This is a genomic window from Geosporobacter subterraneus DSM 17957 (assembly GCF_900142145.1).
GTDB lineage: Bacteria > Bacillota > Clostridia > Peptostreptococcales > Thermotaleaceae > Geosporobacter > Geosporobacter subterraneus.
Genome location: NZ_FQZV01000040.1, coordinates 17,223 through 36,419, shown reverse-complemented (window position 1 = coordinate 36,419; position 19,197 = coordinate 17,223). Strand labels below are relative to the sequence as shown.

16 protein-coding genes and 1 riboswitch are annotated in these 19,197 nt (G+C 43.3%); of the genes, 14 read left to right on the top strand and 2 right to left on the bottom strand.

Annotated elements, in window-relative coordinates; translation table 11 throughout:
• A partial coding sequence (locus tag BUB56_RS13805) for a Glu/Leu/Phe/Val family dehydrogenase (RefSeq protein WP_242946376.1) occupies positions 1-602 on the top strand: 602 nt, incomplete at its 5' end.
• 174 nt (positions 603-776) lie between these two features.
• Positions 777-2,525, top strand: a complete 1,749-nt coding sequence (locus BUB56_RS13800; RefSeq protein ID WP_190014534.1) for a CAP and S-layer homology domain-containing protein — start codon at positions 777-779, stop codon at positions 2,523-2,525.
• 43 nt (positions 2,526-2,568) lie between these two features.
• On the opposite strand, the gene BUB56_RS13795 is transcribed toward BUB56_RS13800, so the two are convergent.
• Together BUB56_RS13795 and cobT are read right to left on the bottom strand one after the other, a co-directional pair.
• Complete coding sequence (locus tag BUB56_RS13795) at positions 2,569-3,342, bottom strand: undecaprenyl phosphate translocase family protein (RefSeq protein ID WP_110941890.1); 774 nt, start codon at positions 3,340-3,342, stop codon at positions 2,569-2,571.
• Positions 3,343-3,449: 107 nt separating this feature from the next.
• The gene (cobT, locus tag BUB56_RS13790; protein WP_110941889.1) at positions 3,450-4,496 is read right to left on the bottom strand and encodes a nicotinate-nucleotide--dimethylbenzimidazole phosphoribosyltransferase; all 1,047 of its coding nucleotides are present in this window, start codon (positions 4,494-4,496) and stop codon (positions 3,450-3,452) included.
• Between the two features lie 87 nt (positions 4,497-4,583).
• Positions 4,584-4,756, bottom strand: a riboswitch (cobalamin riboswitch).
• A 101-nt stretch (positions 4,757-4,857) separates the two neighbouring features.
• Between cobT and BUB56_RS13785 the strand changes: the two genes are divergently transcribed.
• The 12 genes from BUB56_RS13785 to BUB56_RS13735 all read left to right on the top strand — a co-directional run bounded on the left by BUB56_RS13785 (position 4,858) and on the right by BUB56_RS13735 (position 19,192).
• Positions 4,858-5,742, top strand: coding sequence for a DNA-3-methyladenine glycosylase family protein (locus tag BUB56_RS13785; protein ID WP_110941888.1), 885 nt, complete (start codon positions 4,858-4,860; stop codon positions 5,740-5,742).
• A 72-nt stretch (positions 5,743-5,814) separates the two neighbouring features.
• Positions 5,815-6,513, top strand: coding sequence for a DUF554 domain-containing protein (locus tag BUB56_RS13780; RefSeq protein ID WP_110941887.1), 699 nt, complete (start codon positions 5,815-5,817; stop codon positions 6,511-6,513).
• Positions 6,514-6,535: 22 nt separating this feature from the next.
• Complete coding sequence (locus BUB56_RS19470) at positions 6,536-6,694, top strand: hypothetical protein (protein ID WP_190014533.1); 159 nt, start codon at positions 6,536-6,538, stop codon at positions 6,692-6,694.
• Positions 6,695-7,083: 389 nt separating this feature from the next.
• A complete protein-coding gene (gene sigI, locus BUB56_RS13775) occupies positions 7,084-7,818 on the top strand; it encodes an RNA polymerase sigma-I factor (RefSeq protein WP_190014532.1) in 735 nt (244 codons plus the stop codon).
• Positions 7,808-9,019 (top strand): anti-sigma-I factor RsgI family protein, encoded by a 1,212-nt coding sequence (locus BUB56_RS13770; protein WP_110941885.1) that lies wholly within the window; start codon positions 7,808-7,810, stop codon positions 9,017-9,019. The genes sigI and BUB56_RS13770 overlap by 11 nt, the downstream gene beginning before the upstream one ends.
• 21 nt (positions 9,020-9,040) lie before the next feature.
• Positions 9,041-9,835: a stalk domain-containing protein gene (locus tag BUB56_RS13765; RefSeq protein ID WP_110941884.1), complete on the top strand. Its 795-nt coding sequence runs from the start codon at positions 9,041-9,043 to the stop codon at positions 9,833-9,835.
• A 365-nt stretch (positions 9,836-10,200) separates the two neighbouring features.
• Entirely contained in the window at positions 10,201-12,228 is a 2,028-nt protein-coding gene (locus tag BUB56_RS13760; RefSeq protein ID WP_110941883.1) for a urocanate hydratase, read from the top strand.
• 201 nt (positions 12,229-12,429) lie between these two features.
• The gene (ftcD, locus tag BUB56_RS13755; protein WP_110941882.1) at positions 12,430-13,332 is read left to right on the top strand and encodes a glutamate formimidoyltransferase; all 903 of its coding nucleotides are present in this window, start codon (positions 12,430-12,432) and stop codon (positions 13,330-13,332) included.
• 4 nt (positions 13,333-13,336) lie between these two features.
• Positions 13,337-14,611, top strand: coding sequence for an imidazolonepropionase (gene hutI, locus BUB56_RS13750; RefSeq protein WP_110941881.1), 1,275 nt, complete (start codon positions 13,337-13,339; stop codon positions 14,609-14,611).
• Positions 14,605-15,222, top strand: coding sequence for a cyclodeaminase/cyclohydrolase family protein (locus BUB56_RS13745; protein WP_110941880.1), 618 nt, complete (start codon positions 14,605-14,607; stop codon positions 15,220-15,222). The genes hutI and BUB56_RS13745 overlap by 7 nt, the downstream gene beginning before the upstream one ends.
• Before the next feature lie 110 nt (positions 15,223-15,332).
• Positions 15,333-16,118, top strand: coding sequence for an REP-associated tyrosine transposase (locus BUB56_RS13740; RefSeq protein ID WP_110941879.1), 786 nt, complete (start codon positions 15,333-15,335; stop codon positions 16,116-16,118).
• A 35-nt stretch (positions 16,119-16,153) separates the two neighbouring features.
• A complete protein-coding gene (locus BUB56_RS13735; RefSeq protein ID WP_110941878.1) occupies positions 16,154-19,192 on the top strand; it encodes an AAA family ATPase in 3,039 nt (1,012 codons plus the stop codon).
• The last annotated feature ends 5 nt before the right edge of the window (positions 19,193-19,197 follow it).

The window sequence follows — 19,197 nt, the reverse complement described above, 5'->3', positions numbered from 1 at the left end:
AAGGTTTTGGTAATGTAGGAAGCTATGCAGCATTATACATCACAAAGATGGGTGCAAAGGTTATCGCAGTATCTGACTCCAGTGCATGTATCGTAAACGAAAATGGATTAGATGTAAAAGCATTAATGGAATATACAGCGAAAAACAGACATGTGAAGGGCTTCCCGGGAGCAACAAAAGAAATCGACAGAAACGAAGTATTGACAATGGATGTAGATATGTTATTCCCATGTGCCTTAGAAAACCAAATTACATCTAAGAATGTAGGAGACATCAAAGCAAAGATCATCTCAGAGGGTGCTAACGGACCTACTACACCGGAAGCAGATGAAGTATTATTCAACAAGGGTATCGTAGTGATTCCGGATATCCTAGCCAATGCCGGCGGAGTAACTGTATCCTACTTTGAGTGGGTGCAAAATCTGATGAACTACTACTGGAGCTTTGATGAAGTACAGACAAAGCAGGAAGCATTAATGGTAAAAGCCTTCGAAGAAATCTGGGCATTGAAAGAAGAGCATAAAGTAGATATGAGAACAGCAGCTTACATGATGTCTATCAAGAGAGTTGCTACTGCAATGAAGCTAAGAGGCTGGTACTAAAAACCATAAGCATAAAGGACTGCGAAAAGTCGCAGTTCTTTATTATATAGAAAATAACATTAAAGTCTGCCTTTGCAGACTTTATTACATTTTGAGGACGAATATTACATTTTCAAGACAATCCCTATTTTTAATCAAATTATGTATTACAATAAAAGAAAGGAGGGAATGGGGATGAAAAGAAAACTTCAGTGGTTTATTATATATATTACCATCTTGTTGTGCATGGTGGCCGCAGGTACGGCTGTATGTGCAAATGAAAATATCGGTTATTTGCCGCCTCAGCCCAAGGATATCCGGGTGATGGTGTCAAAGCCCACCATTAGCTTACCTATTTTTCTAAACAACAACACCATAGAATCAATTGAAATGAAACTGAATGGCGCCGTTGTAGACGCAAAGTATGACGAAACCCTTCAGGCAATCCTCTATATTCCAAAGGACCCACTGAAAGCAGGGCAGTATAAAGTAGATCTTGCAGTGGCCTTTAAGGACTGGGCCAAGACCTTTAATCAAAGCTGGCAGTTCTCAGTCAGTGAAAATGCGGTGGCAACACTGCCTTCTGCAGCACAGGATCAAAAGCAGGCATTGGAATACGTAAACCAGTATCGGAAGTTTATGGGATTGCAGGATTTACAGCTAAATGATGCATTAAATGCTGCAGCCCTTGCCCATGCCAATTATATGGCATTGAACAAGCAGATTACCCATGAGCAGTTTGCCAATGCCAAGGGATTTACCGGCGTAAAACCCTGGGACCGGGTAGGCGCTTTCGGTTATGGGGGCAGCTTGGTCAGTGAAAATCTCAGCTCCGGCAATAAGGATTTCAGAGAATCTATCGACGGGCTGGTGGACGCGCCTTATCATCGTTTAGCTTGGCTGAACCCTTTCTTTACAGATTTAGGGTATGGGATGAAGGATCGATACTATACTTATAAGTTTGGCGGAAGTAAAGCAGGAAAAGGGAAAATTATGGTATATCCCATAGAGAACCAAACCGACGTAAATACGAAGTGGGATGGCAATGAAAGCCCTAACCCCCTCCGATTTCACGATAAAAAGGAAAATGTAGGATATCCTATTACTTTTTCCTATTTTACCGATAAGAATATTGCAAAAATAACCATTGATAAAGCCACTCTGACCAACTCAAGGGGAAGCACTATCAATACTTATCTGAATACACCGGAGAAGGATCAGTGGCTGCAGGAAAGCATCATTCTCATTCCGTCCAGTCCACTGACTGCGGGGGAAAAGCACACGGTCACCATAAAAGGGAAAGTAGAGTTCGACGATAAAACTACAGAGACGATTGACAAGACCTGGAGCTTTACCACTGCAGCTGCACCAAAGGATGTAAACAAGTGGATACAGCGTACTGCCTATGAAGATATTGGAGGGCACTGGGCTCAGAAGGATATCATGGATTTAGAAAAAAGAGGGATTGTCACGGCTAAAACCGGCAACCTCTTTAGACCTGATGACAGGATTACGAGGGCAGAATTCGCAGAATTTGTAGTAAAAGCATTGGGGCTTGAAATCAAGGCCTATGAGGGGATTTTAAAGGATGTACGCATGACTACCAATAAATCTCTTTATGTGGAAGCTGCATATCGTGAAGGGATTGTTCGCGGAATGGGCAACGGAAACTATGAACCGGGAAGGCTCATCACCAGGGAGGAGATTTCTGTTATGGTGATCCGAGCCTTTGAGAGAAAGGGCAATAAAGAACTGCTAAAGGATTTACCGGAATTAAGCTTTGTGGACAAGGGTGCTGTAAGCGGATGGGCAGCCCAGGATGTCCGTGCTGCCAATAAATTGGGGATCATTCGGGGGAGGGCCGGAAATCGCTTTGTACCAAAGGATCATGCCACCAGAGCAGAGGCCGCCACCATGATGAAGCGACTGTTAGAGAAGTTGTAAAAACAAAAATGGGGCTGAGAAAAATATTTTCTCAGCCCCATTTTTAGCCTTCGCTATTGAGGACATTGGGAGATTCTTTGCCGCTCCATACCCACACCAACAAAAATCCGGCCGCAAATAAAAATATTACTAAGGGATTTACACCGGAGGGCATGATGGCCCGAGAGGAGCCAAGTATTAGGCCTGCAAAAAAGTAGGATACCAGTGCACGATATTTTTCATATAACCTGCCTAAAAGATTCAGCAGCAAAAAGATACCCAAAAGGCTTCCAATACCGAAGAATAAAAGGTTTGACAGCTGGAGCTCCTTAATAGAGAAGAGCATAGTATCGTAAAGACCTAACAAAATCAACACGGAGCTTCCTGGAATTCCAGGGATAATCATAGCGGCACTGGAGAAGGCGCCCCCGATCATCAGCAGCCACCAGCTTACATTTTCTGTTTCTATGCTGCCCCCAAGGGGCTCGGCTACCATTAGCAGACCAAAGATGACCCCAAGCACCATGGTGACAAATCTTTTTTTATTGCCCTTGGGACAATCTCGGAGAACCGCCTTGATAGATGCGAGAAGACACCCTAACAAAAAAGCTACAGTAGGATCCCTGTGGTTTTCAAAAAAGAAAGCAAAGGTGAAACCGCCGCCCAAAATACCCGCTAAAATACCACCAGCCAAAGGGAGATAGGGCCGAAGGTGAAGCCTTAACAGGTCCTTTACCATTTGCTCGTAAAGGCCAAAGATCAAAAAAACCGTCCCCCCGCTCATTCCCGGCAGGACCATTATAAAACCAAGGATAATTCCTTGAATCACTAAACCCATGTACCCCTCCTGTATCAGCAGATGCATGAAAACCCATCCGTCTTTTGTAAGCAATTAATCATATTATACCACAAATTGGGGGGGCAAAACTGATGATCCTAAGATTCTTATAATACTATCCCAGCCTCTTCCAGGGTGATCATCTCTCTGACCATGTAGGTGGCAGCCACGACAAAGTTGAAGGCAAGGGCTGCACCGCTGCCTTCGCCCAGGCGCAAGTCCATATCAAACATAGGTTTAAGACCCAATAGTTCTGTGGCTTTCGCTGCTCCTTTTTCCGCAGAGCTGTGGGAAGGGATAAGATAATCCTTTGCCTGTGGGGAGAGAGAGACTGCAATCAAAGCTGCTGCAGTGGAAATAAACCCGTCTACCACCACTGGAACCCGATGGGCTGCTGCAGCCAGCATGGTTCCAGCCATTCCACCGATTTCGAAACCGCCTACCTTAGACAAAACATCGATGCCGTCCTTGGGGTTTGGTTGATTGCATGCAATAGCGCGGCGAATGACCTCTGCCTTGTGGGATAGTCGGTCTACAGACAGCCCTGCACCGATACCCACTACCTCCGAAGGGTCAAAGCCTCCGAAAACCGAGAGGATAGCAGCACTGGCAGTCGTGTTGGAAATACCCATCTCTCCGGTACCAATCAGGTTTTTGCCTTTTTGAATCTGCTCTGAGGTGATTTCAATACCGATTTCCAAGGCTTTTACAGCTTCTTCTCTAGACATGGCAGGTCCTTTTGCCATATTGTCCGTGCCATACCGTATTTTACGATTGATCACGCCGGGAGCATCCAGATCCACAGCTACACCTATATCTACGACGATTACATCAGCCCGGGCCTGCTTAGCGAAGGCGCATACCCCCGTTACTCCCCTTGCGAAGTTTGGCGTCTGAATAGCAGTGATACTTTGGTCATTGGGGGCTACTCCTTCTGCATAGACGCCATGGTCTGCAGACATTACAACAATCACTTTTTTATCTGTCTTTGGATAGGGCTGATGGGTGATTCCCGCCAGCTGTACAGCCAGATCCTCCATTCTGCCCAGACTGCCCAGGGGTTTTATTAAATGATCTACACGATACCTTGTTTGCTCCATGGTCTCCTGATTTAACGGGCCAATGTTTTCAATCGTTTTCGTTAGAAGTTTCATACTTTTCCTCCTCTTGATATTTGTGCAAATAAAAAGTTCATGATCGATTTGCATTGCAAATCAATCATGAACTTTGCCATCGTTCACGAAACTTAAATCCTATAGGCAGGTCTCCTGGCTCAGATTCAACGCCTTGCACGCCTTCCCGGGTAACCAGTGGCTCCTTGTGCAAAACTCCTCTTTACAGTGGTGGGACCGCTGAAGGTTTTACTTCATTCCCTATTCTCCCCTAAAGGGGCACCTATAGTATGAATAAAATTAATAATTTCATTCTATAAAAGTAAGTTTTTTTGATAAACTATTCTTAAGATAATATTCTCCCTAAAAATCAAATATCCTGCTAATATAAGGAGGAAAAAATTTGAAGTATCATATTCAGCAGATCAAGGATGCTGTTATTGTCGAAGGGGTTCAGGATTTTGAACTGCCCCATATTTTTGAGTGTGGACAGTGCTTTCGATGGTGGAGAGAAGAGGATGACAGCTACACCCTGACAGCCAAGGGTAAGGTGATCAACCTTTGCCGTCAGGAAGACTGCTTAATCATACATCCTACAACCCTTGAGGATTTTCAAGAGGTTTGGTATCCTTATTTCGATATGGATCGAGATTATGGAGAAATTAAAAAGAAATTATCAGAGAATGATAAGGTCATGGAGAAAGCCACTGCCTTCGGACATGGAATCCGCATACTGCGTCAGGATCCCTGGGAAACCTTGATTTCTTTCATTATTTCATCCAATAGAGGGATTCCTATGATTCAAAAATCTATTGAAGATTTAAGCTGCAGGCATGGTACTTATATTGGTGAATATAGGGGAAGGAAATTTTATGATTTTCCAAAGCCCCAAGCATTGTTAAATCAGACCATAGAAACCATCCGGCAATCAAAAACCGGATATCGGGCCAAATATATTGTAGATGCGGCAGCAGTGGTGGCAGAAAATCAAATAGAACTCTATCAGATAAGGAATTTGTCTACGGAGAAGGCCAGAAAGACATTGCTGCGTATTAGCGGCGTAGGTCCTAAGGTAGCTGATTGCATTCTGTTATTCTCCATGGACAAGCAGGATGCTTTTCCCATTGATACCTGGGTTAAAAGGGTAATGGAATATTTCTATGTGCCTCAGGGCATCCCCCTCAATCAAATACAGGACTATGCAGCAAAAAGATTTGGATCCTATGGGGGGTTTGCCCAACAATACCTGTTTTATTATGCCCGGGAATTGGGGATTGGAAAGCGTTGAGCGGGAAGGAATTTTAGATTGTATACAGAATTATAGATAAAAATAAATGTGGTATTAAAGGGGGAGCATCCTATGTGGGGGACAATTGTAAATGCACTGGCTATTATAGCCGGAAGTTTGGTAGGGATTCTATTTCGGGGAGGAATTCCTGATAAATATAACGAAACGGTCATGAAGGGAATTGGTCTTTCCGTTGTATTGATTGGTATAATGGGCGGACTGAAAACTCAGGATCTGGTATTGGTGATATTTAGTTTAGCTATCGGAAGTATTTTGGGAGAAATGCTGCGTATTGAGGATAACCTTGAAAGCTTGGGAAATTGGTTGGAAAACAAAATGGGCGGAAAAGAAGGAGGTATAGCAAAAGGATTTGTAGCTGCCAGCCTGTTGTTTTGCGTCGGGTCTATGGCTATCGTAGGCTCTTTAGAGAGTGGATTGACTGGAAACCATCAAACCCTCTATGCGAAATCGGTTTTGGACGGCATTACCTCTATTGTTTTTACTTCAACCTTGGGCATCGGAGTAATTTTTTCTTCTGTGGCATTGTTTCTATATCAGGGCTTTATTACACTAACTGCTTCCTACATGAAAATCTTCTTAACAGAGGAAGTTATCCGGGAAATGTCAGCCATCGGCGGGCTGTTGATCATGGCCATTGGCTTCAATATATTAGAATTTAAACGGATCAAAGTAGGAAATATGCTGCCGGCCATATTTATCCCGCTGATTTATTTTATATTAAAGCTGATCTATTTCCGTATCATTTCATAGTCTAATACAGGAGATGTTGCAGATGCTAGGTTGGGCAGCAGAGGAATATCTTTCTATGCCTATCCTATTGATCAAAATGCTGATGGCAAACAAAAAAAGAAAAATGGTATACAGTGGGAGAAAATTTATTTTAGAGAAGATCACGGGCAGTATATTTTATTTTTTTACCCTGAGGAAGTGAGAAAAAAGGATAAGATCATTTTATGGGGACAGATCAAGTAGTAAATTTCATAAAAAAATATAATTAGTATAATGAAAATCTTGGACGACTATTGATATCAAAGGACTTGCATCATTCAGACAGGATAAAAACTTTTCTTGAATATCGGGATGAATCAAAGGCAATGCTTAAATGGATCAAAGAAAGGGAATAATTTCCTTTCCATTGCAAAATAATATTCCTCTGATACAATAAAATTAAGAATTCAGCAGAATAATGCTACTTGTAGACACAGCTTTAGCAGAAGAGTAGAATTTTGCTGATTTTTGTTTTTGTCGAATTTTATAATAGAGGGTACCCAAAATAGCGATAAAGTGCGTATATCTGTAGTGCAGGGAGGTGTAAAACAGTTGGCGCGCCTACTTAACTTTTTTAAAAAAGACACCTTCTCCGATCGATTGCAAAAAATAAAGTCGGGCGATTCGGAAGAGCGGGAGAAACTGATTCAGGAATATATTCCTTTTGTTATAAAAACCGTTTCAAACCATATCAATCGCTATTTAGAATCGGAAAATAGTGAAGAATATAGTATTGGCCTGGAGGCTTTCAATGAAGCCATAGACAAATATGAATCCTCAAGGGGCAATTTCATAAGCTTTGCAGAGCTGGTTATTAAAAGCAGGATAACCGATTACCTCAGAAAAGTAAAAAAACACAGCATGACCCTTTCTATCGATCAACTGGAGAAAGGGGAAGAAAAGTGGAGTCATGACAACTTAAGAACCGAGGATTTTACAGAAAGAATTGCGCTGAAGGATGAGATTCAGATTCTGGAAAAGCGGTTAAGTGCCTTTGAAATTAGCTTTCAGGATTTGGTGGAGGAAGCACCGAAGCATAGCGACACCCGTGGCAAAGCCATAGAAATTTCCAAATATATTGTTGGGCATCAGGAGCTAAAGGATGAATTGATGAGAAAGAAAACCTTGCCCAGCAGCCGTTTGGTGCAGGAAACGAATGTTACCATAAAAATGCTGAAACGAAGCCGAAAGTTTATTATTGCTACCGCACTCATCCTAGACAGTGATCTGGATGGACTAAAGCAATACATATTGGGTAGTAAAGGGGGTGTCAGCCATGGTCTATAAAGGATGTGTTATAAAAGTTGAAGATCGTTTTGCCGTCGTGCTGACCACCGGCGCGCAATATTTAAAGATTATAAAAAAAGATGGTCTAATCCTGGGAAAAGAAATACTATTTGTGGAAGAAGATCTTTATCGTGAAAAAGTTTCAAACATAAAATCCTTTGGGCTGGTGGCTGCAGTTTTTATATTGTTCTTTTTATCCATTACCCTGTACAATGGACTGGGGCAATGGCTGCCCCTGCAGCAGGTTGCAGCGGTTGTCAGCATAGATATCAATCCCAGTCTGGAGCTGGAAGTCAATAAAGAAAATAAGGTACTGCGCAGCGTAGCCATTAATGAAGAAGGAAAGCTGTTGATGGATACATCCCTAAAAGGACTTACCATAGAGGCTGCTGTAGTAAAGGTGGTAAACAAGGCGAAAAGCTTACAGTATATCACCGCTGAAAAAAATACGATTCTGATTTCTACCGTGGTTCTAAAAGAAGAAGCAAAGGTTTCCCAGCCTCAGATAGAGGATGCTATCTTGGAGAAAATTCACGAGGAGGATGGGCTTCAGGAGCTCCAAGTCATCTATGTGAGAAGCAAAAAAGAGGACATGGAAAAAGCCCGTGAAGAAAAGATCTCTATTGGTAAATATGAGGTTTACCTAGAGGCTAAGGCAGAAAAACGGGAGATCACTGTAGAACAAATCAGAAAAGCAAAGGTTCAGGAGCTGGTAAATCAAGGTGTAGGGCAATTAAAGGTAAAGGAAGCCGTCAAAAAGAAATCAGAGAATGAAAAGGAACAGAAAAAAGAAGAAATAAAAAAAGATTCATGGGATGATAAAGTTAGAAAGCCGGGAAAAACTAATCAAGAAAATAAAAAAGATGAGGATGAAAAAGGCAAGGATGACAAGGGACAGTTAAAAGAATCTCCGGCCGTCAATAAACCTGTCGTGGATAAAAAAGTACCTGTAAAGCAGGAAATAAAAAAGCCTGATAAAAAGGATGAAAATACTTCCGGAAGCATAGAAAAAGATGAGGATAAGAAGTCACTAGGTAATCAAGAAGCCGTTGTGGGGAATCAGAAGCCGGAGAAGGGAAAACCTTCTAAGGATGATGATTCCCGTCAGCAGGATGATGAAGACAAAAATAAAGCTAAGTCATTAAAGAAACATAAGGATTTAATGAATAAATTTTCGCCATTGAAAAAACCTAGTCAATAGAGGGCAAAGGAGGATTGGATCGTGAAGAAATTACATAGGATGGCTGCATCTTTTATTGTTGCCATGATGCTGGCAAGCCCTATGAGGGGATTTGCAAAGACTCTGGATCAGGAGCCTAAACCGGAGGAGCCGAAAAAGCTGGAAGAATATAGGGAGCAATCTTTTGAAAATAAACTGGAACGAAAGGCTGCGAGACTGGCGGCAAGGGAAGCTATGCGATTGAATTATACAGAGGAAGAATATCTAAGACTAAAAGAACTTGGGGAGGCCATACAAAAGAAGCACCCAAAGGTTAAAATCATTCCCGCAGAAAATATTATTAGTAGAAGAGGACTGTTAAAGTTTGACACTCCGCCTGTGATTAAGGAAGGCAGAACCTTAATTCCTGTACGTGCCCTCTCAGAGGGCTTTGGTGCGACTGTAAGCTGGGAATCCGCAACAAAAACAGTGATCATCGAAAAGGATGGCAGCCGGATCCTCATCCAGCTGGAAAAACCTATAGCTATGGTAAACAATGATCAGGTGGAGCTGGATGTACCTGCGGAGATCATGAACAGCAGAACCTTAGTACCCTTAAGATTTATTTTGGAAAGTCTGGGTTTAAAGGTAGATTATGACCAGGAAACCGGCATTATTGAAATAGAGGAAATTGTAGAGGCTTCAAACGAACCGATAGAGGCTGCAGAGATTTCAGAGGATGTAGTGGTCGTACTGGCAGAGCCTTCTTCGGTGCAGGATATTGTGGTAATAACCGTAACCCCTAAAAGTGAAGAACAGCAAGATCCTGTAGTTGTGATCCATAGCAATCAAAAATAACCGGAAAGGGTATTTTGAGGCCGTTGACAAAGCCCTCCTAAGATCTTCTCGACTCCGTGACAAGGCCACTTTTACTGAATTAGTAAGTTGAAAAAAAGTGACCTCGTCAAAGTCGCTGTTCGGAAGCTTAGGAGGACTTTGTTTATTAATATTACCTTATCAAAAATCTGAGATTAGCCCGAAGGGGTTATTTTTTTGAAATTTTTAAAACTTTTTATCCGCATTAGACGCTTTGGTGACGGTAATGCTATATAATGGAGACAAATGAAAACCTTTGCTTAAATAGGCTGACTGGTTGAGAAAATCAGACGAAAACAGGTCAAAAATTTGCACCATATAAGGGAAAATGAAAGGGAGGAATGAAAATGATCACAAATTATGACATTGCACAAGCGATGACAATTAAGCTGGGGGACGAATTACCCCCCTATCCAAAATTTGTTGAAGGAATCCGTAGAGCACCGGACAGAGGCTTTAAGCTTTCACAGTCACAGACTGAAACTGCTCTGAAAAACGCCCTGCGCTATATTCCGGAGCATCTTCATGAGCAGCTGGCACCGGAGTTTTTAGAAGAGCTGCTGACAAGGGGAAGAATCTACGGATATCGTTATCGCCCTGAAGGAGAAATTAAAGGGAAACCCATCGATGAATATAAGGGCAATTGTATTGAAGGCAAGGCTTTTCAAGTAATGATCGATAATAATCTAGATTTTGATGTAGCTTTATACCCTTATGAGCTTGTTACCTATGGGGAAACAGGAAAGGTTTGTCAAAACTGGATGCAGTATCAGCTGATTAAAAAGTATCTTGAGGTTATGACCAATGAGCAAACCTTAGTCATTGAATCTGGACATCCTTTGGGGCTATTTAAGTCTAAGCCGGAAGCACCACGGGTGATTATTACTAACGCCCTCATGGTGGGTATGTTTGACAATCCTAAGGATTGGGATATTGCAGAGCAGATGGGTGTAGCCAGCTATGGGCAGATGACTGCAGGGGGATGGATGTATATCGGACCTCAGGGGATTGTACATGGTACCTTCAATACCCTGCTCAATGCCGGAAGATTAAAACTGGGTATTCCAGAGGATCAGGATCTTAGAGGAGTATTGTTTGTTACCTCCGGACTGGGCGGTATGAGCGGTGCACAGCCTAAGGCTGTAGAGATTGCCAATGGCGTCGGGATTATTGCAGAAGTGGATTATTCCAGAATTGAAACCAGACACAGCCAAGGCTGGGTGAGCTTAGTGTCTGCTGACCTTAAGGAAGTATTTGACAAGGCTCAGGAATATATACAAAAGAGAGAACCAATCTCTATTGCATATCATGGAAATATCGTTGATCTACTGGCTTATGCAGTAGAAAACAATATTAAGATAGACCTGCTTTCGGATCAAACCTCCTGCCATGCCGTATATGAGGGCGGTTATTGCCCACAGGGATTGACCTTTGAGGAAAGAACCCATATGCTAAAGACTGACAGACCAAGGTTTATAGAGATGGTTAATGAGACTCTAAGAACACACTTCCGCTTAATCAAGACACTGACAGAGCGCGGAACCTACTTCTTTGATTATGGCAATGCTTTCATGAAATCTGTTTATGATGCAGGTGTCAAAGAAATTTCTAAGAATGGCGTGGATGAGAAGGATGGTTTCATCTGGCCGTCCTATGTAGAAGATATTATGGGACCGGAGCTCTTTGATTTTGGATATGGACCATTTAGATGGGTATGCTTAAGCGGCAAGCATGAAGACCTGGTAAAGACCGATAAAGCTGCTATGGAGTGCATTGATCCTAACAGAAGGGGTCAGGACAGAGACAACTATGTATGGATCAGGGATGCAGAAAAGAATAAGCTGGTTGTGGGAACCCAAGCAAGAATCCTGTATCAGGATGCTATGGGAAGAACCAAGATAGCTCTGAAGTTTAATGAAATGGTACGAAATGGAGAGGTTGGTCCCATCATGCTGGGAAGAGATCACCATGATGTGAGCGGTACGGATTCTCCTTTCAGAGAAACCTCCAATATTAAAGATGGAAGTAATGTAATGGCAGATATGGCGACACAATGCTTTGCCGGAAATGCAGCGAGAGGAATGAGCTTAGTAGCTCTGCACAACGGTGGTGGGGTAGGTATTGGAAAATCTATCAACGGCGGTTTCGGAATGGTATTGGACGGAAGCGAGCGGGTGGATGAAATTCTTAAGTCTGCAATGCCTTGGGACGTAATGGGCGGCGTAGCAAGACGTGCCTGGGCAAGAAACGAGAACTCCATCAGCACAAGCATAGAATATAATCAGCTAAATCAAGGTACCGATCATATCACCCTGCCTTTCATACCAAAGGAAGATCTGGTGAAATCACTGGTAGAAAAGGCATTTAAAGGGTAAATACAAAATTGTATTCGATTAGCGCTTTTGAAAAGAATTTTATACTGTAGGGAAGGGCCTCTGTGCCCTTCCGAAAGGCAGCAGGAAAACACTGCTTAGATAGAGAAGTTGTAGGGGATGACCTATGTGTCGTCCCGAAAAAAGCGGGCAGACAACCGGGTCTGCTCCTACATAATACAAAACAAGAAAGGTGGAGACTGCATGAGCAAAGGAAAAATCGTACAATGTGTACCCAACTATAGTGAAGGCAGAGACCTGGACAAAATCGAAAAGATCGTATCTCCCTTCAGAGGAAAAGAAGGGGTCAAACTGCTGAATTATGAAGCAGACAAGGATTATAACCGTGTGGTGGTAACGGTTATCGGAGAGCCGGAGGCTGTAAAAAACGCAGTAGTAGAATCCATCGGCGTTGCGGCAGAAGTGATTGATATGACCAAGCATGAGGGACAGCACTCCAGAATGGGAGCTACCGACGTAGTGCCCTTCATTCCTATCCGCAATATGAGTATGACAGAAGCTATAGAACTGGCGAAGGAAACGGGCAAAGCTATAGCAGAAAAATACAATATTCCCGTTTTCCTTTATGAGAAGGCTGCTTCCAAGCCGGAGCGTGAAAATCTTGCAGATGTAAGAAAGGGCCAGTTTGAAGGTATGCCGGAAAAATTAAAGAATCCAGAATGGCATCCGGATTTTGGTGAGGCAAAGATCCATGAAACTGCAGGGGTAACGGCAGTAGGTGCCAGAATGCCGCTGATTGCTTACAATATCAGCTTGGATACACCGAACATTCAGATCGCCAATGCGATTGCCAAAAACATCCGATTCTCCAATGGCGGCTTCAGATACTGCAAAGCCGGCGGAGTAGAGATACCGGACAAAGGGATTACGCAGGTTACCATGAACTTAACGGATTATACAAAGACTGCCATGTACCGTGTCTTTGAAACTGTTCGAATGGAAGCAAAAAGATATGGAGTCAACGTAATCGGAAGCGAAGTTGTGGGTCTGGTACCGATGGAAGCTTTAGTAGATACTGCCGCCTATTATTTGGGCTTAGAGGGTTTCTCCATGGATAAGGTGCTGGAAACCAGCTTAATGGAGTAAGGCCATGAAAAAAGGAACAGTATTCATTAAAAATGCTGCGGAACTGGTAACCTGCAGCGGCTTTGGACCGAAGTTTGGAAAAGCAATGGAGGAACTGCACATTATTCCTAATGGGGCAGTTTATATAGAAGATGGGATTATTCAAATAGTAGGAACTACAGAAGAAGTGGAACGCAAACTTCCTCAATCCCCGGAGCAGGTTATTGATGCGGCGGGGAAGGCAGTACTGCCTGGCTTTATAGACTCCCATACCCATTTCGTATTTGGGGGCTACCGGGCAGAGGAATTCTCCTGGCGTCTGCGGGGAGACAGCTACATGGAGATCATGGAGCGCGGGGGCGGAATCATTAATTCTGTGCGTGCCACCAAGGAAGCCAGCAGAGAAGAATTATTCAAGGCAGGAAAGAAGCGGCTGGATTCCATGCTCTCCTTTGGGGTTACCACTGCAGAGGGCAAGAGCGGCTATGGCTTGGATTATGAGACGGAGATCAAGCAGCTGGAAGTTATGGATGAAATTGATCGGGTGCACCCCATAGATGTGGTCAAGACCTTTTTAGGAGCCCATGCGGTACCAAAGGAATACAAGGGCAGGGAAGATGAATTTATCGACTTTATCATTGAGAAGGTACTGCCGGAAATCGTAGAACGAAACCTTGCGGAGTTTTGTGATATCTTCTGTGAGAAAAATGTGTTTTCCGTTGAGCAATCCAGAAGACTGCTGTCCAAGGCAAAGGAAATGGGCATGAAGCTCAAGCTCCATGCCGATGAGATCGTACAGCTGGGCGGCGCAGAGCTGGCGGCAGAGTTGGGAGCCGTATCAGCGGATCATTTGCTGCAGGCGTCGGATCAGGGAATAGCAGCTATGGCTGAGAAAGGGGTAATTGCTACCCTGCTGCCTAATACAGCTTTTAGTCTCAGAGAGCATTATGCAAGGGCAAGATACATGATTGATCATCATTGTGCTGTGGCATTGGCTACGGACCTGAATCCCGGCAGCTGTTTTTCAGAATCCATTCCTCTGACCTTTGCCCTGGCAACTCTTTATATGGGCATGAGTCCTGAAGAAGCCGTTACGGCACTGACCATTAACGCTGCTGCAGCTGTAGACAGAGCCGATACCATCGGCAGCATCGATGCAGGCAAAAAGGGTGATATCGTTATTTTGGAATTCCCGTCCTATAAATACATTCCCTATCATGTAGGGGTCAATACCGTAGAGAAGGTCGTGAAGAACGGACGGCTGGTATTTGACAAAGAAAAAGGAGGCATCTTATGCTAGTAGATTTAAATATAAAAGGCTTTTTAGAGGAGACTGCGTCGAATGCTCCGGTTCCGGGAGGCGGCAGTATTGCAGCCCTTAGCGGCGCCATCAGTGCCGCACTGACAGAAATGGTAGCCAACCTGACCATCGGAAAGAAAGGCTATGAGGGACTTGAGGCAGAAATGGAGCAGATTGCCGAGGCTGGGGCTAAGCTGAGAGAAAAGCTTGCAGCAGACATTGACCGGGACAGTGATGCCTTCAATCAGGTAATGGCGGCCTTCAAGCTGCCCAAGGGAACTGAAGAAGAAGTAGAGGCGCGAAAAGCAGCCATTCAGGAGGCAACAAAAAATGCAGCCTTAGTACCCCTGGAAGTAGCTACCGATGTTTTCCACATGATGAAGCAGATCGCTGTAGTAGTGGAAAAAGGCAATAAAAACGCAGTAACCGACGGGGCTGTAGCGGCTATGATGGCCAGAACTGCTGTACTGTCTGCTCTGTATAACGTAAAAATCAATCTTGGTTCTATAAAGGATGAGACCTTTGTAAAGGAAGCAACAGAAAAGGTTCAGCAGATGGAGCACCAAGTGCAGGAAATTGAGAAGGAAATACTATCGAAGGTTGTGCTATAGTAGGAAAAGACCCATGATTTTTTATCATGGGTCTTTTCTAGACGTAGGGACGGTTCTTTAGTCTTGACATAATAAACCTATATGGATATAATTTACATTGGGTGATGATTATGCCAAGACAAAAAAGAGTAAGAAGTGAAAGTGGATATTACCACATCATGCTTCGAGGAAATGAGAAGAAGAATATATTTAATAATGATGAAGACAAACAGTATCTAGTAGACATTTTACAGAGCAAGAAAGAGGGGAACCGCTATTTTCTTCACGCTTTTTGTCTAATGGATAACCATCTTCATCTTTTACTAAGTGAGGGAGAAGAAGACATTGCTAAAATAATGAAAAGAATTACTGTGAGTTATGTCTATTACTTTAACAAAAAATATAAAAGAGTGGGACACCTCTTTCAAGATCGGTTTCGTAGTGAAGCCGTTGAAGAAGATCGATATGTACTTTCACTAACGCGATACATACATCAGAATCCAGTAAAAGCCGGATTGGTAAAGCGTGCAGAGGACTATAAATGGAGTAGTTTCAACGCCTATATCAACAATAAAAGTTGTTTCTTCGGTATTGTGGATACGGGTATGGTCTTAGGGATGTTTTCTGAAGATTTGAAAACAGCTAAAACGTTGTTTCGCAAATATATGGAAGAAGAAAATAAGGATGAGTTCATTGATATAGAGGATAAGAAAGAAGTTTTAGACGAGGAAGAAGCTAGGGTGATTTATAATCAGATGCTGCTAAAATGGGGGTTTGATTCCAGGATAAATACGACAATAGACCTGCCAGAAGCATTTATCCAAGAATTTAAGATGAAAACAAACTTGTCTATTCGGAAAATTTCAACTATTATAGGAATAAATAAGGATAAGGTAAACAAAATACTTAAGAAGTAGACAAGAGAACCGTCCCCTTGTCTGAAGGAGATCCTATGAACTTGATTCAGGTTAAGCTTTTTGCAACCCCCACCATCACCCAAAACGGAGAAAATGTGTTTTTGCCTTTTCGAAAGGCAGAAGCACTATTTTACTATCTTCTGGTACATCAGCAGGCAACCCGTGAGGAACTGGTGGGTTTGCTATGGCCTGAAACAGGAGAGGAGACTGCACGGAAGAATTTAAGACATGCTATGTATAAGATTAGAAAGGCTTTTAATGCAGAGGTGATTATCTCCCCACAAAAATCGACAGTGATGTTAAATCCCCAGATTCCTATCGAAACGGATTTAAAGGTTTTTCTGGAGGACCCCATAAGAGGATATGAAGTATATAGGGGAGAATTTCTGCAAGGGTTTTATTTGAAGGATGAAAACTGCTTTGAGGAATGGATGCTGCTAAAGCGGGAGCAGTATCGGGATCAATACAGTGCCATGTTGTACCGTCTGTTAGAGGATCATTTGAATAAAGGTCTGCTGGAGGAGGCTGAGCACTTCAGCAAGCTGGCGATGGTTGCAGACCCCTTTGATGAGAGAGCCTATCGATTTTTGATGCAGATTTACGAAAGACAGGGCTCCTTTCACAAAGCCCTGGAGCTATATCGGAAGCTGACAGAGCAGTTATGGCGGGAACTGGGCATTGCACCGGATCAAGAAACGACTGCCCTCTACGAGCAGATCACTGCCATGAAGAGGACAAGCGATAAACCCCAGGAGGACTTTTTTTATGGAAGGTATGGAGAAATCAAGGCGTTAAATCAGGCCTATCATCATTTTGCTGCATCGGAGGGGGGAAAGTCTGTAATCCTATTGGGGGAAGCCGGAGTAGGAAAAACTAAGCTGAAGAGCCACTTTGTGAAAAGCCTGCGGGGAGAGGACTTGGTTATATTGGAGGCTAACTGTTATCAAGCGGAGGAAAGAGACTATCTAAAGCCTTGGCAGAGTATTTTTGGAAAGCTGTCAGAACTGATAGCCGAAAGCGGTGTTCATATCCCCCCCCATTGGCGGAATATCCTAGCCTACCTTTTTCCGGCTTTTGCTGCAGAGAAGGGGGAAATCAGGCTGAATCCTGTGGAACAAATTGACCGGCTGAAGTTTCAGGTGGCGGAGGAAGCGGTTTTAGGTCTTCTCAAGCTCATTGCACAAAAGCACAGGTTGATTTTGGTTTTTGAGGATATTCAATGGATGGATCCTATGAGTCTGTCGCTGCTGACCAGCATATTATTGCATAAGGATTCCAGCCCTATATGGCTGTTAGGAACCTGCAGAAATTACTATGGAAAGGATGTAGACCGATTTATTACAGCGATGTCGCAGATTCAACAGATTGAAAAAATACCAGTACCCCGATTTACAAAGCTGGAGGTAGAGGAATTTATAGCTAGATCCCTTCCTGCCCAAATGATGACGGATACCCTAAAGGAGCGGGTATATCAGGAGACGGAGGGAAATGCTTTTTTCCTGGTAGAATATCTAAATACCATACGGGGAAAAGGCAATCCGGAGCAGATGTCTGCAAAAATACAGGATGTACTAAAGAGCAGATTACTGGATTTGTCCGAGGAGAGTATGAAGCTTTTAAATATTGCCTCCCTATTTTTTGATAAAGTTTCCCTCAATACCCTCAAGCTCCTTAGTGGCAAGGATGAGATGGAGATTATTGATCTTGTAGAAGCCCTTCAGGATAAGTATATATTAACGGATACCGGTGAAGAGGAAATTGCTTTTGCCTTCACCCACCAAAAACTACGGGAATTTATTTATCTGCAGCTTTCCCCTGCAAGGAGGAAAATTCTTCATGGGAAGGTGGCTCATTTGTTGGAACAAGGCCTCCATCACGATCATCGGGATCGGCTGGTCTATTCTCGATTGATCTATCACTTTACCCATAGCGGGAACCGGTTAGCGGCACTGAAATATCAGATTATGAATCTGGATGTCTACTTGGACTTCAGCCACGAGTTGTTTCCCCTCTTGGAGGAGGAGAATCTGGAAAGGGAAAAGATTCAATGGCTTAAGGAAGAAGAAGCCCTTAGACAGTTTAGGGATATTCATAAAAGCCTGGAACAGCTAAAAAAGGATACGGGAGAAAATGAAGAATACCTGTTTCTTAGAATCATGTTCCTTCATATGGAAGGTCGCTACTATATTAAAGAAGGGGAATATGGACTGGGCGTGGAGGCTATTCTCCAGATGATTGAAGCGGCACTGACAACCGAGAATCATGAATATATGCTAAAGGGTTATCGTCAGATGATCTATTATTGTATTCAAGTCCATCATATAGAACAGATGGCAGAATATGTAGAAAAGGGGTTAACGCTGGCTAGAGCGCTGGGACGGGAGAAGGAAATCGGTATTTTTATGCGGCTAAAGGGCTTGAGCCGGATCATGGCAGGGGAGTTTGAAGGTGCGGAGGCCTTTCTGAGACAATCCATTGAGATTTTCCAGAAGCTGAATCAAAAGGAAGACAAATATGGCTTAAATATCGCCGCGGCCTATCATTATATAGGAGAAATACGGCGCTACAGCATGAAATTTTCAGGGGCGCTGCATTACTACGAACAGGCTATCGGAATCTGTGAGGAAAAAAATGTGCTTCGCGGCTCCACGATTTTCTATACCCATGCCGGACAGGCTGCCTTTGATATGGGTGACTATCCCGGGGCCAAACACTACTTGAAGAAGGCTATTGATACCTATAACCAACTGGATACTTTGTGGGGCCGTTCTACAGCAGAGGGGTATATGGCCCTGCTGCTGGTGAAGGAAGGGGATTATCGAGGGGCTTTAGAGGGGCTGAGACGGGCAGAGAAATTTGCAGAAAAGCTGAAAAGTCCGTACGAGCTGGCCCTGCTTCGCCGCGTACAGGCAGAGATCCGGGTCGGCATGCAGCATAATAGGGCACTTCAGAAAATATTCTCAGAAATTCTGCCCTTGGAAGCCACTGTCTACTGTGAACAGGGGATCAAGCTGCTCCAGAGAATACGGGAAAGCTATGAGATAGATATCCTGCAGGTATTAAGCAGGGATTGATAAAA

Bases quoted from the DNA above. Each gene is read 5' to 3' on its own strand.
- BUB56_RS13800 (WP_190014534.1), top strand. From the start codon at position 777: ATGAAAAGAAAACTTCAGTGGTTTATTATATATATTACCATCTTGTTG.
- BUB56_RS13795 (WP_110941890.1), bottom strand. From the start codon at position 3,342: ATGGGTTTAGTGATTCAAGGAATTATCCTTGGTTTTATAATGGTCCTG.
- cobT (WP_110941889.1), bottom strand. From the start codon at position 4,496: ATGAAACTTCTAACGAAAACGATTGAAAACATTGGCCCGTTAAATCAG.
- BUB56_RS13780 (WP_110941887.1), top strand. From the start codon at position 5,815: ATGTGGGGGACAATTGTAAATGCACTGGCTATTATAGCCGGAAGTTTG.
- BUB56_RS19470 (WP_190014533.1), top strand. From the start codon at position 6,536: ATGCTAGGTTGGGCAGCAGAGGAATATCTTTCTATGCCTATCCTATTG.
- BUB56_RS13770 (WP_110941885.1), top strand. From the start codon at position 7,808: ATGGTCTATAAAGGATGTGTTATAAAAGTTGAAGATCGTTTTGCCGTC.
- BUB56_RS13760 (WP_110941883.1), top strand. From the start codon at position 10,201: ATGATCACAAATTATGACATTGCACAAGCGATGACAATTAAGCTGGGG.
- ftcD (WP_110941882.1), top strand. From the start codon at position 12,430: ATGAGCAAAGGAAAAATCGTACAATGTGTACCCAACTATAGTGAAGGC.
- hutI (WP_110941881.1), top strand. From the start codon at position 13,337: ATGAAAAAAGGAACAGTATTCATTAAAAATGCTGCGGAACTGGTAACC.
- BUB56_RS13745 (WP_110941880.1), top strand. From the start codon at position 14,605: ATGCTAGTAGATTTAAATATAAAAGGCTTTTTAGAGGAGACTGCGTCG.
- BUB56_RS13740 (WP_110941879.1), top strand. From the start codon at position 15,333: ATGCCAAGACAAAAAAGAGTAAGAAGTGAAAGTGGATATTACCACATC.
- BUB56_RS13735 (WP_110941878.1), top strand. From the start codon at position 16,154: ATGAACTTGATTCAGGTTAAGCTTTTTGCAACCCCCACCATCACCCAA.